This is a genomic window from Actinoallomurus soli, assembly GCF_024055715.1.
GTDB classification, from domain to species: Bacteria; Actinomycetota; Actinomycetes; order Streptosporangiales; family Streptosporangiaceae; genus Actinoallomurus; species Actinoallomurus soli.
Window position 1 is genome coordinate 33,128 of record NZ_JAMXMV010000006.1, and the last position, 15,390, is coordinate 48,517.

Genomic DNA, 15,390 nt, shown 5'->3' on the forward strand with positions numbered 1-15,390 from the left:
TCCGCCCGGCGGGCGTCACCGGGCGCGCGGAGTCCAGTACGCGGTGAGGCGGCCGGCGCCCGGCCACAGGTCGGACCAGTCCCCCGCGAACTCGATGACCGCCGTGGCGGACGTGGGGAAGACCTCATCCGCGGCGCCGCCGAGGTCGAGCACCAGCCGGTGCATCGAGGGGTTGTGGCCGACGAGGAGGAGGGTTCCCGGCTCGTCCGGCCGGGCGCGCAGCACGTCGAGGATCGCTTCCGGATCGTTGTCGTACACCCGGTCGTCGAACTCGACGGGAGCGTCGAACCGAAGCTCCTCCAGGGTCTGCCGGGTGCGCAGGGCGGGCGAGCAGATCACGTGGTCGGGCGCGCGGCCGGCCGCACGCAACTCGTCACCGGCCGCGCGGGCGTCGCGCCGGCCACGAGGGGAGAGCGGACGTTCGAAGTCCGGCGTGCCCAGGGGCGACTCGGCCTTGGCGTGCCGCAGCACGATCAGCGTGGGCATCAGACGCGATGGTGCGGCGAGAAGATCACGGCGATCAACATGATCACCAGAACGATCGCGAACATCACGCCGACGAGGATCGCGAACCCCTTCGCGCCGGACTGAGACTTCTGCATGCCCCCAGTCTGCCGCCTCCCGGCGATGCCCCGTACCGGGGTGCGGCCGAGCCGCCTTCCCCAGTACCCGGACAGGACCCTCCGGTGCCCGGGCAGGACCCTTCCGTACGCGGACAGGACCCTTCCGTACGCGGACAGGACCCTTCCGTACGCGGACAGGACCCTTCCGTACGCGGACAGGACCCTTCGGTACGCGGAGAGGGCCGGACGGTGATCCGTCCGGCCCCCTCTGCCTTCTCCACAAGGTGGCTGATGCGGTCAGGACGCCTTGGCCGCCGCGGTCTCCTCGTCCGTGGCCTCCGTGCCGCCGGGCGCCGTCTCGCCGCTCTCGATGGCCGGCTCGGTCTCCCCGCCGATGGAGGAGGCCCGCCGCTTCGAGACGACGATCGCGCCGACGATGACGGCGACCGCGATGATCGTGACGATGATCCGCAGAGCGGTGTTCGCGGCGTACGTCACGACGGCCTGCGCGATCAGCAGCGACACGAGGTTCATCACCTTGATGAGCGGGTTAATCGCCGGGCCCGCGGTGTCCTTGAACGGGTCGCCGACCGTGTCACCGATGACCGTGGCCGCGTGCGCCTCCGAGCCCTTGCCGCCGAGGTTGCCCTCTTCGACGAGCTTCTTGGCGTTGTCCCAGGCACCACCGGAGTTCGCCAGGAACACCGCCATCAGCGCGCCTGCCGCGATCGCGCCCGCGAGGTACGCGCCGAGCGGCGCGTACCCGAGCGCGAAGCCGACGGCGATCGGCGTCATGATCGCCAGCAGGCCGGGCGTCGCCAGCTCGCGCTGCGCGTCGGCGGTGCAGATGCTGACCACCCGGTCGTAGTCGGGCTTCTCGGTGTAGTCCATGATTCCGGGCTTGGTGCGGAACTGCTCGCGCACCTCGACCACGACGCGTCCGGCCGCGCGGCCGACCGCCATGATCGCCAAGCCGGAGAACAGGAACACCACCGAGGCGCCGATGATCAGGCCGATCAGGACGTTCGGGTTGTCGACGCCCAGGTTGAAGTGCTGGAATGTCGGGCCGAGCGCCTTCTTGACGCTGTCGTTCGCCCCGCCCAGCTCGTTGACCACCGTCGTGCGGAACGAGCCGAACAGCGCGGTCGCCGCGAGCACGGCGGTGGCGATCGCGATGCCCTTGGTGATCGCCTTCGTCGTGTTCCCGACCGCGTCCAGGCTCTCCAGGACGCTCGCCGCCTCGCCCTCGACGTCGCCGGACATCTCCGCGATGCCCTGGGCGTTGTCGGAGACCGGGCCGAACGTGTCCATCGAGACGATCACGCCGACCGTGGTCAGCAGACCCGTACCGGCCAGCGCCACCGCGAACAGCGCGACGGTGGTGTTGTCGAACCCGAGCAGGAACGCGGCGTACACCGCGGCGGCGATCACCAGCGCGGTGTAGACGGCCGACTCCAGGCCGAGCGAGATGCCCGACAGGATGACGGTCGCCGGGCCCGTACGGGCGCTCTCGGTGGTCTCCCTGACCGGGCGGCGGTTGGTCTCGGTGAAGTAGCCGGTGAGCAGCTGGATGGCGCTGGCCAGCACGATGCCGACCAGCACGGCGCCGAGCGCGACCCAGCGCGGGTCGACGTCGGCGAGGTTCGGGTCGCCGCTGATCGCGGCGTTCACGCCGTGCAGCTTGGCGAACGAGTCGGGCAGGTACCAGAACGTCGCCACGGCGACGACGATCGCGGAGATGATCGCCGAGATGAAGAAGCCGCGGTTGATCGCGCTCATGCCCGACCGGTCCTTGGCCCGCGGCGCCACCGCGAAGATGCCGATCACCGCGGTGATCACGCCGATCATCGGCACGATCAGCGGGAACACCAGGCCCTCGGTGCCGAACGCGACCCGGCCGAGGATGAGGCTCGCGACGAGCGTCACGGCGTACGACTCGAACAGGTCGGCGGCCATGCCGGCGCAGTCGCCGACGTTGTCGCCCACGTTGTCGGCGATGGTCGCCGCGTTGCGCGGGTCGTCCTCCGGGATGCCCTGCTCGACCTTGCCGACGAGGTCCGCGCCGACGTCGGCCGCCTTGGTGAAGATGCCGCCCCCGACCCGCATGAACATGGCGAGCAGCGCGGCGCCGAATCCGAAGCCCTCGAGCACACCCGGGGCCTTGCCCTTGAAGATGAGCACGACGACGGCGGCACCCAGCAGGCCCAGGCCGACGGTGAACATTCCGGCGACGCCGCCGGTGCGGAAGGCGATCCGCATCGCGAGCTTCTCACCGCTCTCGCGCGCCGCCGCCGCGACCCGGACATTGCCCCGCACGGCAAGCCACATCCCGGTGAAGCCGGTGATACCGGAGAACACCGCGCCGACCACGAAGAAGAACGATCTGCCGATCTTCACCCCGGTCGACTCCGCCGGAAGCAGGAGCAGCAGGAACGGAATGATGATCACGAAGATGAGCACCGTGAGGAACTGGCGTTTGAGGTACGCCAATGCGCCCTCTTGCACCGCCCTTGCGATGTTCTGCATCTTCTCGGTGCCCTGGCTCGCGGCGAGTACCTCGCGGACCAAGACGCCTGCGACAGCCAGTGCCAACAAGGCGATCACGCCGACAACGACCACCAGACTCAGGTCGCTGCCGCCGAGACTCACCTCCGCACCGGCCTGGGCGGGCGGGTGAAGCGACATGCATCCTCCTCGACAGCCGCGTTCGATCCGGTCGCCCCTCGGGGTGACCGGCCACCGCCACGCGTCGGGCGGGGCAATGGTGCCGGGAGTCTACGCAGGCGTAGCCGGAATTAGAAGCCTGCTCGGTTGCTTAACGGTAATGCGACCGAGACGTGACACTCGCTGCACCGGAAATTAATACTACGCGGCTAGCTGGACGCATCTTCGCTGGTCAAAGCGGACTTAGGCGGCGACCTACTTCTTGACCAAAAAGCCGCCCATAAGCGGTGAACACAGGATTAGGGCCGCGAAAACCGGGAAAAGTGTAGTGCCTGTATAAAGCAGCACCCCCGAAGGGTGGCGCATCGTGCGCCCCCTCGGGGGTGAGAATCTGTGGCCGGCCGACGTCGTCTCCGACCGTGTCGGCATCGGCCCCCGCCCGGCCTGCGGGGGCGGGACCGGCCCGCGCGGGGAGGGTGTTCCCGGCGAGGCGTCTCAGGGCCAAGCGTGTCAGGCCGGGCGTGTCAGGCCGGGCGTGTCAGGCCGGGCGCATGCGGCCGAGGGCCTGGGCCCGTGCGTGCCGGTCGAGGAGACCTCGACCGGCAGACGCGTGCGTAGGGTCTTCGGTGACTCGGGCCGATCAGTCCTTCTTGACCGGCCAGCTCATTGTGATCTCGACACCGGACGGTGTCGAAGCGATGTTCACGTCGTCGGCCAACCCCGCGATGACGGCGAACCCCAGATTGAGTTCGCCGTTCAACTCCGTGAGGTCGACCGGCTCCGGGCCGCCGCTCCGCGTCGGATCGTCGTCGGGCACGCGGTCGGTGACCACGACCACGAATCGATCTCCGCCGTCCCGTAGTTCGACCCGGACGGGCTCTTCCGGGCACTGTTTCCGGTGGGCCTCCACCGCGCGGGAGCAGGCCTCACCGACCGCCAACCGCACCTCGTCGAGCAACGACTCCTCGACCCCGCCCCGCCGGGCGACGGCGGTCGCGATCAACCGGGCGGTGCGGACATGGGCCGGGAGGGGACTGAACGCGAGCTCGACGGTGGCTGTCTCGGGCGCCATCCCGGTCCTACTTCTGCTTCTGGCGGTGCTCTCGCGCGTCGTCGACCGAGTCGAAGATGCCGAAGACCTTGGTCAGACCGGTGATCCGGAAGATCTTCAAAATGCGCTCCTGCGTGCAGACGAGCTCGAGCGAGCCGTCGTGCGCCCGAACCCGCTTGAGCCCGCCGACCAGGACCCCGAGGCCGGTGGAGTCGAGGAACTCGACCTTCTCCATGTCGACGAGAAGGTGGTACTTGCCCTTGTTCACAAGGTCGATGAGCTTCTCGCGGAGTTTCGGCGCGGTGTAGACGTCGATCTCTCCCTCCACGTTGATGACGGTGAGGTCATCGTCGGTGGTGTAGTCGTTCACCTTCAGGTCCACAGATCCTCCTGCGCCGTGCCGCGTATGGAAGTCGGGGCCATGGAACCCCGCCGTGATTCAACCACGCTCCGCCATCGTGTCTACACGAAATCACCACACAGGGCGACCCCGCCCAGCGTGGCGCACGCCTCGTGCGAGCAGGGGGTAGCACGGATGACGGTCCAAGCGTTGTGCCCAGGATGCCAGACTGGAAACCTCCGCATGGCGAACCACTTTGAACCGAAGGGGTGACGCAGGCCATAGAGACGGACTCCGGCTTCCCCTCCGACCACGGCGCCCCGTCGGCCGCGGACGGCCGTACGGGCCCGCGCGGGCGCGCCCCGCTGATCCTGCGCCGCCTGCTCGACGATCCCCGGCGCCGCGGCCGTATCACCCATGTGCAGAGCGTCCCCGCAGGTGACGGCCGTACCGCCGACTGGCCCGTGTGGGCGCCGCCGCTCCTGGTGGACCGGCTGCGCCTGGCCGGCGTCGACCGCCCCTGGGAACACCAGGTCAAGGCGGCCGAGCTCGCCCACGAGGGCAGGTCTGTGATCATCGCCACGGGCACCGCCTCGGGCAAGTCGCTGGCGTACCTCCTGCCCGCCCTCCGGGCCGTGTTCGACGGCGGCTCGGTGCTCTACCTGGCGCCGACCAAGGCGCTGGCCGCCGACCAGCTCCGCTCGCTGCGCGGCCTGAAGCTCGCCCGGCTGCGGGCGGCGACGTTCGACGGCGACACCCCGGCCGACGAGCGGACCTGGGTCCGGCAGTACGCCGACTACGTCCTCACCAACCCCGACATGCTGCACCGCACGGTGCTGCCCGGCCACGCGCGCTGGGCGCCGTACCTGCGGCGGCTCCGCTACGTCATCGTGGACGAGGCGCACGGCTACCGCGGGGTGTTCGGCTCCCACGTCGCGCAGATCCTGCGCCGGCTGCGGCGCGTCTGCGCCCGCTACGGCGCCGAGCCGGTGTTCATCCTGGCGTCGGCGACCGCGTCGGATCCCGGCGTGTCGGCGTCCCGGCTGACCGGCGTGAACGTCGCGGAGGTGGCGGAGGACACCTCGCCGCGCGGCGCGACGTCGTTCGCGCTGTGGGAGCCGCCGCTGACCGACCTGCGCGGCGAGCAGGGCGCCCCCGTACGCCGCACGGCCACCGCCGAGGCGGCGGACCTCCTCGCCGACCTGGTGGTCGAGGACGTGCAGACCCTGGCGTTCGTACGCTCGCGGCGCGGTGCGGAGGCCGTCGCACTCGGCGCCAAGCGGGCCCTTGAGGAGGTCGCTCCGGACCTGCCCGCCCGCGTCGCGGCCTACCGCGCGGGGTACCTGCCGGAGGAGCGGCGCGCCCTGGAGAAGGCGCTGCGCGCCCGTGACCTCGTCGGGCTCGCCTCGACCAACGCCCTCGAACTCGGCGTCGACGTCTCCGGCCTCGACTCGGTCATCATCTGCGGCTGGCCGGGCACGCGCGCCTCGCTGTGGCAGCAGGCCGGCCGCGCGGGCCGCTCCGGCCAGGACGCCCTCGCCGTCCTCATCGCCCGCGACGACCCGCTCGACACCTACCTCGTCCACCACCCATCGGCGATCTTCGGTACGCCCGTCGAGGCGACCGTCCTCGACCCGGACAACCCCTACGTCCTCGCCCCGCACCTGTGCGCCGCGGCCGCCGAGCTCCCGCTGACCGAGAAGGACCTGCCGCTGTTCGGCCCGTCGGCGAAGGAGATCCTGCCCGATCTCGTACGCCGGGGGATGCTCCGCCACCGGCCCACCGGGTGGTACTGGACCAAGCGCGAGCGTGCCACCGACCTCGCCGACATCCGCGGCGCCGGCGGCCCTCCCGTCCAGGTCGTCGAGGCCTCGACCGGGCGCCTGCTCGGCACGGTCGACGAGCCGTCCGCGCACACCACCGTGCACCAGGGCGCCGTCTACCTCCACCAGGGCGAGTCGTACGTCGTCCAGACCCTCGACCTGGACGACTCGGTGGCGCTCGTGGAGGCCGCCGACCCCGACTACACGACGACGGCCCGCGACGTCACCGACATCTCGATCCTGGAGACCCTCCGATCGACGTCCTGGGGCGAGGCGACCCTCTGCTTCGGCACCGTGGAGGTGACCCAGCAGGTCGTCTCGTACCAGATGCGCCGTCTGGCCAGCGGGGAGGTCCTCGGCGAACGCCGGCTCGAACTGCCGCCCCGTACGCTCCGCACCCGGGCCGTCTGGTGGACCCTGCCGGACGAGGCCCTGCGCGTCCTGGGCGACGCCGACGTCGGCGGGTCCGCGCACGCAGCCGAGCACGCCTCGATCGGCCTGCTGCCGCTGTTCGCGACCTGCGACCGCTGGGACATCGGCGGCGTCTCCACCGCGCTGCACCCCGACACCGGCCGCATGACCGTCTTCGTGTACGACGGCCACGACGGCGGCGCGGGCTTCGCCGAACGCGGTTACGAACAGGCCGGGCGCTGGCTCCGCTCGACCCGTGAGGCCATCGCCGACTGCGAGTGCGAGCACGGCTGCCCCTCCTGCATCCAGTCCCCCAAGTGCGGGAACGGGAACGATCCGCTGGACAAGCGGGGAGCGCTCGACCTCCTCGACGCCCTGCTGAAGCAGGCTCCGCCCCGCTGATCCACGCCGTCCCTCGATGGACCGGGGCGAAGGCTCACGGAGAGGGCGGCCGGGCGAAGGAGTGCAGCAGGTCGCGGAGGCGGGCGCGCAGCTCCTCGGGATCGGACCGGTGTGCTCCCGCTCCTGCCAGCCGGTCGAAGACGATGCCGTCGAGGAAGGCCACGAACATCGGAGCCCGCGAGGCGGCGTCCGGCACTCCCACCGACGTCAACGCCTTCTCGGCCACGGCCCGGTGGCGGCCGCCCGCAGCCACCAGAGCGGCTTGCAGCTCGGGCCTTCGGGTCGCTTCCAGGGAGAGCTCGTAGCGGGCGAGCATCCGTTCCCGGCCGGCGGTGGTCCACTGTTCGATCAGGTCGGCGACGGCCTCGGCGAGTCGCACGGGATCACCGGTCCCGGTGATCGCCGGCCGACCGGCGAGGTCGGCGATGTCCACCTCGGCCAGCCGCTCCACCGTCGCCTGCAAGAGGGCCTGCCGGGTGCGGAAGTAGTACGAGCAGGTACCCGTCGGCACACCGGCGGTGCCGTCGACCGCGCGGTGGGTGAGACCCCGCATTCCGGCACGGGCCAGGGTGGTGATCGCGGCATCGGCCAAACGCTGCCGCCGCGTCGTCGCCTCGGTCACTGTCTCCTCCGCCGCATCGGTCCCAGGAGCCGACTCATCCTCTACTAATGTAGAGTACGACGCATCCACTACGGATGTAGAGGGAGGCGGGATGTCCGAGAGGACGGCCGGGAGCACGACGGGCGGGCGCACGGCCATCGTGATCGGCGGAGGCGTCGGCGGCCTGGCCACCGCCATCGCGCTGGACCGATGCGGCTGGCAGGTGGAGATCCTCGAGCGGGCTGCGGCGTTCGGAGAGATCGGCGCCGGGCTGTCGCTGTGGCCCAATGGCGTGCGCGCGCTGGACGAGCTCGGTCTGGGCGACCAGGTTCGCGAGCGCGCCCTCACCGAGACGGAGGGCGGCATCCGCGACGTGACCGGCCGGTGGCTGTCACGAACGGACGTCGAGGAGCTGGGACGCCGCTACGGGCCGGTGGTCGCGGTCCACCGCGCCCACCTTCTGGAGATCCTGCGCCAGGCCGTCCCGGCCCAGGCGCTGCGCACGGGCACCGAGGTCACCGCGATCGAAGCCGACGGTCCGCATTTCGAGGTACGCCACAGCGCGGGAACGTCACAGGGCGATCTCCTGGTGGGCGCCGACGGCATCCGCAGCCTCGTCCGGCGCTCCCTGTGGCCCGGTCACCCGGCACCCCGCTATGCCGGATACACGGCGTGGCGCGTGATCGTCGACGCGGGGCGCCGTCCCGCGTCCGGCGGTGAGACCTGGGGACGCGGCGAACGCGTCGGGATCGTCCCCCTCGCCGACGGTACGACCTATCTGTTCGGTGCCGCGAACGCCCCCGAAGGCCAACGCAGCCCCGACGGCGAACTGGCGGAGATGCGACGGCGCTTCAGCGGCTGGCATGCGCCGATCCCCGAGCTCCTGGCCGCGGCGTCCGAGGACGCGGTCATGCGGCATGACATCTACGCCCTGCCGCCACTGCGCAGTTTCGTACGCGGCACGGCGGCCCTGCTCGGTGACGCCGCACACGCGATGACTCCGGACATGGGACAGGGCGCCAACCTGGCCCTGGAGGACGCCGTCACCCTCGCCGCGACGCTGTCCGCGCACTCGGCCGTGGAGTCGGCCCTGGTCGCCTACGACCGTGACCGGCGCGCCCGCACGCAGATGATCGCCCGTCGTTCCCGCCTGATCGGAACGGTCGCGCAGTGGAGCCGGCCTCCGGCCGCAGGGGTCCGGGACCTGGTCCTCCGCCTCAGCCCTTCGGCGGCCATGCTGAAGGCGCTCGACCCGGCCCTGACCTGGACACCGCCGACTCTGAATCCCCCGCCCCGGCCGTCGTGAGGACCTGGAGCCCCTGGACGGCCGTGCGTGCCGTCTTCGGTCCCGTTCGGCGGTGGGGCCCCCCCCCCCGGGGGCCCCGCCGGGGGGGGGCCCCCACGGCCGGTCGGGGAGCACGCCCTTGGACGTGGTGGTCAGCGGCTGCGGCGGGAGCGGCCGAGGGCGGCCACGCCGGCGAGGACGACGAGGAGCACTGCGGTGAACCAGGTCATGGCGGTGGTGGCGGTGACGCTGCGGGTGGCGATGCCGATACCGACGGCCGGGATGATCAGTCCCAGGTAGGAGATGAGGAACAGTCCGGCCAGGGCCTCACCGCGCTTGGCCGGCGCGGCCATCCCGACGACGGTTCCGACGGCCGCCTTGAACAGCACGCCGGCGCCGACGCCGGCCACGACGCCGCCGATCAGGAACGCCGCCAGGTCGGTGGCGTACATGCCGGCGACGAGCGTGATGACTCCGCCGGCCTGGGCGACCAGGCCCAGGACCATCTTCGCCCGGGCGGGCAGCCGACTGGCCAGCGTCTGCGCGAGGGCGGCGCCGCCGAAGACCGCGAACACCGTCGCGCCGGCCAGCGCGCGGGAGGGGTGGTGCAGTGCACTCGCGACGAAGCCTGGGGCGATCGAGGTGAACAATCCGAACACCGCGAAAGAGGCGAAACCGGCTGCGGTCGCGGCGATGTAGCCGGACCGGTCGCCGTGGTCGGTGCTGATGCGCTGCGGCCGGTACGCGGGCCTGACCAACCGCTCCTCGACGGTCTCGGGCGTGCGGGCGAGCGCGACGATGCTCACCAGCAGCAGAGCGACGAAGACGAGGTACGGCGTGCGCAACGGCGCGTGCACGTACTGGGCCAGGAAGCCGGCGATCAGCGGGCCGACGCCCAGGCCTCCGATGTTGGCCGCGGTGGAGACCATCTCGAAGCGCTGTCCCGAGGCGCCGGGCCGGTGCGCGACGTGCAGGTCATGCAGGTGAGCGGTGGCGGTCGCAGTGATCATCCCGACGCCGAGACCGGTCACCAGCCGGGCGACCAGCAGCACGGGCAGTGATGAGCCGGTGAGGAACAGCACGGCGGCGAACAGTTCGAGGACCAGCGCCGGCAGGAGGATCTTCTTGCGGCCCACCCAGTCCGAGACGTGCCCGGCCAGCAGCAGGCTGATCACCACACCGACGGCGTAGACGGCGAACACGATCGTGACCGTGAAGGTGGAGAACCCGTCCCGCGCCATGTACAGCGGGTACAGCGGGGTGGGCACGGTGGAGAACGCCATGGCGATCAGGAAGGCGAAGGCGATCATCCAGAAGCCGACGCCGTGCCGGCGCGAGCCGGCCGCGGTCCGCAGGCGGTCGGGCCGAGCGTCTGAGGGTGTCGTCGATGAGGGCGCCGAGGTGGTCATGGCGCTGCTCCGATCTCATTGAGCGGTGGTCTACGCGTCCCAGCGTCCCTCCGTCCAGCCATCGCGTCCAACGAATCTTTGCGCTAGCCACTATCGCGATCTGCGATAGTTGGTCCGTGGAGCTCCGTCATCTCGAGTACTTCGTCGCCGTCGCCGAGGAGCAGAACTTCACCCGCGCCGCGGCCCGCCTGCACATCGTCCAGTCCGCCGTCTCCGCCGCCGTCAAGGCGCTCGAGCGCGAACTGGGCGCGCGACTGCTGGACCGCAATTCCAAGCGGGTGCTGCTCACCGACGCCGGCGTGGCGTTCCTACCCCGGGCACGGATCACCCTCGATGCCGCCCGCGACGCCGCCGACGCCGTCGCCGAGGTGCACGGCGGCCTGCGCGGGACGTTGCGTCTCGGCACCTTGACCTCGGTCGGCCTGATCGACGTGGCCGCACTGCTCGGCGAGTTCCACCGCCGTCACCCTGGCGTGCTTCTGCAGGCCACCCCCGACCCCTCCGGCTCACAGGGGCACCTCGACGCGCTGCGCGAACGACGATTGGACCTGGCGTTCGTGTCACTGCCCGGTCCACAGCCGGCCGGCATCGAGCTCACCAAGCTGGCCACCTCGATGATCGACCTCGTCGTCCCGGACGACCACCCCTTCGCCGGACGCGGCTCAGTGCCCATCGACGAACTCGCGGGCCTGCACTTCATCGACTTCCCGATCGGCTACGGCAACCGCGCCGTCGTCGACCGCGCGTTCGCCGCGGCCGGCATTCCTCGCTATGTCACCATTCAGATCGCCGACATCGCCACCGGCACCGACTATGTGCGCCACGGCCTGGGCATCGCGCTGCTGCCTCGGTTCGTCCTCGGCGAGGCCGACGGAATCACCAGCCTTCCGGTGACCGGCGCGAACCTTGAGTGGCCGCTGTGCCTGGCGGCCCTGGCCGACCGCACCCCAAGTGCCGCCGCCCGCGCACTCATCGCCCTCATCGAGGGGACGGTGAATGCGCCGGCTCACTGATCACGCGGCTTCCTCCGTACGGCCTCAGCCGCGACGGCGACGCCCACGGTAGCCACCGCGCCCGGAGGTGGATTCCTCCCTCTCGGCGGCGGATTCCGCACCCGCCCCCGTCGAAGGAGACACCTTGTCCGCGTCGGCGGCGGGCTCCTCGGCGCCCGTCGCAGTACCGGTCTTGGCGGCGCCGGACGTTGCCGTTCCCGCGGTGGAGAGCTCGGTGACCGGTGTCCTCCGACGACGCCGTACGGACGCCGGCCCACGACCGCCTGTCGGCTTGCCCGCGGGGCCGCCCTGCGCCGCGCGGGCCTCCGCCGCGAGACGCTGACGGCGGGACCACATGCCGAAGTGGGCCGACAGGAGCAAGAGCACCAGCGCGGCCGCGATGCTCTGCCCCCACTTGATCGGACTGGTGGCGGAGGCGTCGTCGGCCCGGACCTGCTTGGCGGCCGGCTCGGCGATCTGCGGATCCGGAGTGGGGTACTGGAACCCGATCCCGGAGCCGTTCGGAGCCAACGACGGCAGGCTGAACGGTGAGTTCGGGTTGTTCAGCGACTGCGTCCCCGGGACGCCCGCGTCGCTCCCATAATCAGTACCGCCGCCGGTGCCGGTGGGCAGGGGCGGTGCCGATCCCGGAGCGGTCGGGTCACTGCCGACCGTCGGGCTCTTGCTCGGTGTCCTGGAGTGCGTCGGCTTCGGCTTCGCCCCCGTCGTCTGCGCGCTCACCGAGAATGAAGCACAGGCGTACGTGCGACCTGTGATGTTCCCGATGACGGTCAGGCTGACCTTTCCGGCTTCGGAGACGGTCACGTCATCCTCGATCGTGCTGCTGAGGAAGCGTTGATCAACTCGTTCGTCGACGCCGCCTCCGGAAATCTGCAGACGGGTCGAAAGCAGTCCTTTGACCGAGGCGCTCAGGTGAACGCGCGACCCGACCGTCACAGGCCCGGAAGGCCGTGTGATCGTAGCCTCTGGCTTGGACGGGCACGTGGAGGCGGCTTCGGCACTCGCGGAGCCGCTGGTGCCGAGAGCGAGTCCGGCGGCGGTCATTGGAGTCATCAGGGCGACTGCGGCGGCCTTGCCGACCTTCCTCACGACGCCGTCCCTTCCTCGATAACTCTTCCGTCGGCCCGACCTGTCGAACATCGGGGCGACGAATCCTTGCGCACGAACGACCCGGCGGAAGCGCGTCTAGGCCGTTCCGAGTGAATGTAGGGCCTTCTGAGGCTGGCGGGGGTAATTGTTCGCGGCAGCTTATCGGACACTAGCTCCAATAGGGTCATCGATCAATACCAAAACGCGCAGCGTAGGGGAACCGGGCATCCTTGCGAGGGTTCAACGAGCAGTTGCCCGACCGGTGACGGTCGGGGACGAAAAGTCGGGGGCGGGCACCGGCGTGTCGTCGACCGGCCCGGCCCGCGCCCGCGCGGTGGCGATCAATCGGCCGGTCCTCGCGACAGCGCCGACGCGGGACGAGACGATGACGTCGACGACCCGACCGCGAATGACGCATCGCCGAAGCGACCCGCCAGAGTCGCGGGCGACCCGTGCGGCCAATCCGCAGGCGCGCTCGGCGCCCTCAGCGGTGTGGGCCGCCGCGGCGAGGGCCGCCAGATCGGCGGCGGCGTGTGCACGGTGCCGTGCGACGCGCGCTCCCCCCACCACCATGGCCATCACGGCGACCGCCCAGACGGCTCCGATCAGTGCGACCATCCACACGGTCCCCGAGCCCTCATCGCGAGGACGCGCCCCCAGAACACGTCGACCGGCCCAGCACGGACAGGCGCATTCGTCATTCCCGCCCGGCACTGCCATGGTCCCCCTTGAACTGCCGTTCTCCTCGACGCCTTCGAATGGCCCTCGGCACCCCTGGCACCGCACGCGGTCGGACGCGGTGACCTCTTTCCGCCGTCCTGGGCCGCGTGCGGCCGTAGGCGGTGGCCAGGGAGCGATCACCACTGAGCGGGCATCGACTCACCCCCTCCCTCCGGCTCGGTGGCGGCCACGGCCTGCGCTCGCAGCCGCAGCGGCGGGAACAGGCGCCGAGCCGGAGGGGCGACGGTGGCCCTCACGAGCACGCGGGTGAAATGCGGGTCACGAGTGACCGAGACCTGCGCTCCCGGAGGTGCGGCGCGCCGTGCGGCCACGCGGACCTCGTCCAGTGGCTCTCCCCTGGCGGCGGCGCGGGCGCCCGCGCGAGCGGCGTCCACGCACGCCACCTGCGCCGCCGCGGAGCTCACGCCCCACAGCGCCACCGCGAGAAGCAGGACGAGCGCGGGGAAGGCGACCGCCGTCTCGACGGTCACCGATCCTCGCTCCCCGGCCTGCCCGGTGCCCTCCGGTCGCCTCCGGACCCCGCCCCGCCCGATGCCCACTGATCGCCTCCACGCCCGGGACGCCGGTGATCGCTTCGCGGCGTTCCCGGTCACCCGGCGAGGTTGAGCGCCTTGTGGATAATCGTTAAAAGCATCTGCCGGACCTCTGGGCTAGTCACGATCTTGAACAGCAGGCCGGCGAACGCGGCGGCCGCCACGGTGCCCACGGCGTACTCGGCGGTGGACATGCCGTCGTCGGCCTTACGCGCGCGCCAGCGACGCCTCAGCGCGGAAACGATGTGCATGGGAATCCCTCCTGTTCGGACGACGGACGCGAGCACGTCCAGGACCAAGCGTTACGGACCGTGGGGGCGCCCACCACAACCGAACGAGATTCTGTGGATAACCGATTCGTTCATGGCAGGAGTCGGCTGACCAGTTCGCCGCCGGGACTGTTGTCCCGCGCTTGCGCCCCGGCGACTGGTGGGGCAGGCCACAGGCCGGCCTCCGTCAGGCAGGAGCACGGTGGCGACAGGGGGTCGGCTGCCCTCAGGGCAAGAGCACGGTGGCGACGGAGGGTCGGCTCCCGTCAGGGCAGGAGCACGGTGGCGACAGGGGACTGGCTCCCCTCAGGGCAAGAGCACGGTGGCGGCGATACCGGCGACCGCGGGCACGATGCCCAGCAGGATGAACGCCGGGAGGAAGCACAGGCCGAGCGGCGCGACCGCCCGCACACCGGCGGATCTCGCTCGCGTCGCCGCGGCGACCCGGGCCACACGCCGTTGATCTCTCGCGAGGCGGGTGAGCGTCGCGGCGAGCGGGGCGCCGCCGGACGCTGCCCGTGCCGCCGCCCGACCCAGAGGGGCCAGGACGGGGTCGCGGGCGAGAGCGAGCCACTCGGCGGCGGGATCCGCCCCCAGCCGGATGCGGGCCGCCACGTGGGCCAGTTCGGCACCGAGCGGGCCGCCGACCGCGCCGGCCACGGCCTCGACGGACTCGTGCCACGCGCCACCGCCCCGAAGACACGCCGCCAGGAGGTCGATCGCAACGGGTAGTTCGGCGACCATACGCGCCCGGCGGGCGCGGACGGCACGTGGCTCGAGTCGCGCGAGGAAACGCGACAAGCCGACCGCCAGCAGTGCGCCGGCCGACCAGCCCACCGGGCCGCCGAGCACCAGGGCGCAGGCCAGGCCGGCGACGACACTCACCACGGGCCGGAGCCGGTCACTGGACATGCCCTCTGCCGTCTCCGAACCGTCCTCCACGGCCGCCGTCGAACGGCCGTCCGCCGCACCCGGAGGTCCCGCGGCCGCCGTCGAACTGCCCGGACCCGCGCCGGGAAGGCCGGTGAGCGGATGTCTGCCGCTCGCGGTGCTCCGCGCGCCGGTCGGAGCCCGGACGGAGCCGTTCCTCGCAGGGAACAGCCCGCCGAGTCGCTTACGCACGTCGTCACCCGGGACGGCGATGAGAGCGGCGAGAGCAGCGCATCCGACGGCGGTCAGCTCCAGGAACACCGACC

Annotated in this window: 14 protein-coding genes; 3 read left to right on the plus strand and 11 right to left on the minus strand. The window is 71.4% G+C overall.

The genetic code is table 11. The features are described from left to right. Positions 1–15: 15 nt before the first annotated feature. The 4 genes from NDW01_RS16620 to NDW01_RS16635 form a co-directional block, all read right to left on the minus strand. Complete coding sequence (locus tag NDW01_RS16620) at positions 16–486, minus strand: SixA phosphatase family protein (protein WP_252821537.1); 471 nt, start codon at positions 484–486, stop codon at positions 16–18. Positions 487–860: 374 nt separating this feature from the next. Further along, the gene (locus NDW01_RS16625) at positions 861–3,248 is read right to left on the minus strand and encodes a sodium-translocating pyrophosphatase (protein WP_252821539.1); all 2,388 of its coding nucleotides are present in this window, start codon (positions 3,246–3,248) and stop codon (positions 861–863) included. 619 nt (positions 3,249–3,867) lie between these two features. Continuing rightward, positions 3,868–4,299, minus strand: a complete 432-nt coding sequence (locus NDW01_RS16630) for an ATP-binding protein (protein ID WP_252821541.1) — start codon at positions 4,297–4,299, stop codon at positions 3,868–3,870. Positions 4,300–4,306: 7 nt separating this feature from the next. After that, entirely contained in the window at positions 4,307–4,660 is a 354-nt protein-coding gene (locus NDW01_RS16635; protein WP_252781131.1) for an STAS domain-containing protein, read from the minus strand. 368 nt (positions 4,661–5,028) lie between these two features. Here NDW01_RS16635 and NDW01_RS16640 point away from each other — a divergent pair, with 368 nt between their 5' ends. Then, positions 5,029–7,254, plus strand: coding sequence for a DEAD/DEAH box helicase (locus tag NDW01_RS16640; protein WP_406567731.1), 2,226 nt, complete (start codon positions 5,029–5,031; stop codon positions 7,252–7,254). Between the two features lie 34 nt (positions 7,255–7,288). Here NDW01_RS16640 and NDW01_RS16645 read toward each other — a convergent pair whose 3' ends face one another. Further along, positions 7,289–7,876, minus strand: a complete 588-nt coding sequence (locus NDW01_RS16645; protein ID WP_252821543.1) for a TetR/AcrR family transcriptional regulator — start codon at positions 7,874–7,876, stop codon at positions 7,289–7,291. A 91-nt stretch (positions 7,877–7,967) separates the two neighbouring features. Between NDW01_RS16645 and NDW01_RS16650 the strand changes: the two genes are divergently transcribed. Next, on the plus strand, positions 7,968–9,161 hold the full coding sequence (locus tag NDW01_RS16650; protein WP_305883788.1) for an FAD-dependent monooxygenase: 1,194 nt from the start codon (positions 7,968–7,970) through the stop codon (positions 9,159–9,161). A gap of 131 nt (positions 9,162–9,292) precedes the next feature. Here NDW01_RS16650 and NDW01_RS16655 read toward each other — a convergent pair whose 3' ends face one another. Then, on the minus strand, positions 9,293–10,549 hold the full coding sequence (locus tag NDW01_RS16655) for an MFS transporter (protein WP_252821545.1): 1,257 nt from the start codon (positions 10,547–10,549) through the stop codon (positions 9,293–9,295). 116 nt (positions 10,550–10,665) lie between these two features. Between NDW01_RS16655 and NDW01_RS43525 the strand changes: the two genes are divergently transcribed. Beyond that, a complete protein-coding gene (locus tag NDW01_RS43525; RefSeq protein ID WP_308211719.1) occupies positions 10,666–11,562 on the plus strand; it encodes a LysR family transcriptional regulator in 897 nt (298 codons plus the stop codon). Positions 11,563–11,586: 24 nt separating this feature from the next. On the opposite strand, the gene NDW01_RS16670 is transcribed toward NDW01_RS43525, so the two are convergent. The 5 genes from NDW01_RS16670 to NDW01_RS16690 form a co-directional block, all read right to left on the minus strand. Then, positions 11,587–12,366 carry a hypothetical protein gene (locus tag NDW01_RS16670; RefSeq protein WP_252821547.1) on the minus strand — a complete coding sequence of 260 codons (780 nt, stop codon included), beginning with the start codon at positions 12,364–12,366 and terminating at the stop codon, positions 11,587–11,589. Positions 12,367–12,891: 525 nt separating this feature from the next. Further along, positions 12,892–13,365, minus strand: coding sequence for an Rv3654c family TadE-like protein (locus NDW01_RS16675; protein ID WP_406567732.1), 474 nt, complete (start codon positions 13,363–13,365; stop codon positions 12,892–12,894). A 143-nt stretch (positions 13,366–13,508) separates the two neighbouring features. Beyond that, positions 13,509–13,862 (minus strand): TadE family type IV pilus minor pilin, encoded by a 354-nt coding sequence (locus tag NDW01_RS16680; protein ID WP_252821551.1) that lies wholly within the window; start codon positions 13,860–13,862, stop codon positions 13,509–13,511. Positions 13,863–13,981: 119 nt separating this feature from the next. Beyond that, positions 13,982–14,176, minus strand: coding sequence for a DUF4244 domain-containing protein (locus tag NDW01_RS16685; RefSeq protein WP_252781139.1), 195 nt, complete (start codon positions 14,174–14,176; stop codon positions 13,982–13,984). 324 nt (positions 14,177–14,500) lie between these two features. Further along, entirely contained in the window at positions 14,501–15,385 is an 885-nt protein-coding gene (locus NDW01_RS16690) for a type II secretion system F family protein (protein ID WP_252821553.1), read from the minus strand. Positions 15,386–15,390: the final 5 nt, after the last annotated feature.

What these genes read in the sequence shown, in the direction of transcription:
- NDW01_RS16620 (WP_252821537.1), bottom strand. Translation starts at nt 486, where the DNA reads ATGCCCACGCTGATCGTGCTGCGGCACGCCAAGGCCGAGTCGCCCCTG.
- NDW01_RS16625 (WP_252821539.1), bottom strand. Translation starts at nt 3,248, where the DNA reads ATGTCGCTTCACCCGCCCGCCCAGGCCGGTGCGGAGGTGAGTCTCGGC.
- NDW01_RS16630 (WP_252821541.1), bottom strand. Translation starts at nt 4,299, where the DNA reads ATGGCGCCCGAGACAGCCACCGTCGAGCTCGCGTTCAGTCCCCTCCCG.
- NDW01_RS16650 (WP_305883788.1), top strand. Translation starts at nt 7,968, where the DNA reads ATGTCCGAGAGGACGGCCGGGAGCACGACGGGCGGGCGCACGGCCATC.
- NDW01_RS16655 (WP_252821545.1), bottom strand. Translation starts at nt 10,549, where the DNA reads ATGACCACCTCGGCGCCCTCATCGACGACACCCTCAGACGCTCGGCCC.
- NDW01_RS16685 (WP_252781139.1), bottom strand. Translation starts at nt 14,176, where the DNA reads ATGCACATCGTTTCCGCGCTGAGGCGTCGCTGGCGCGCGCGTAAGGCC.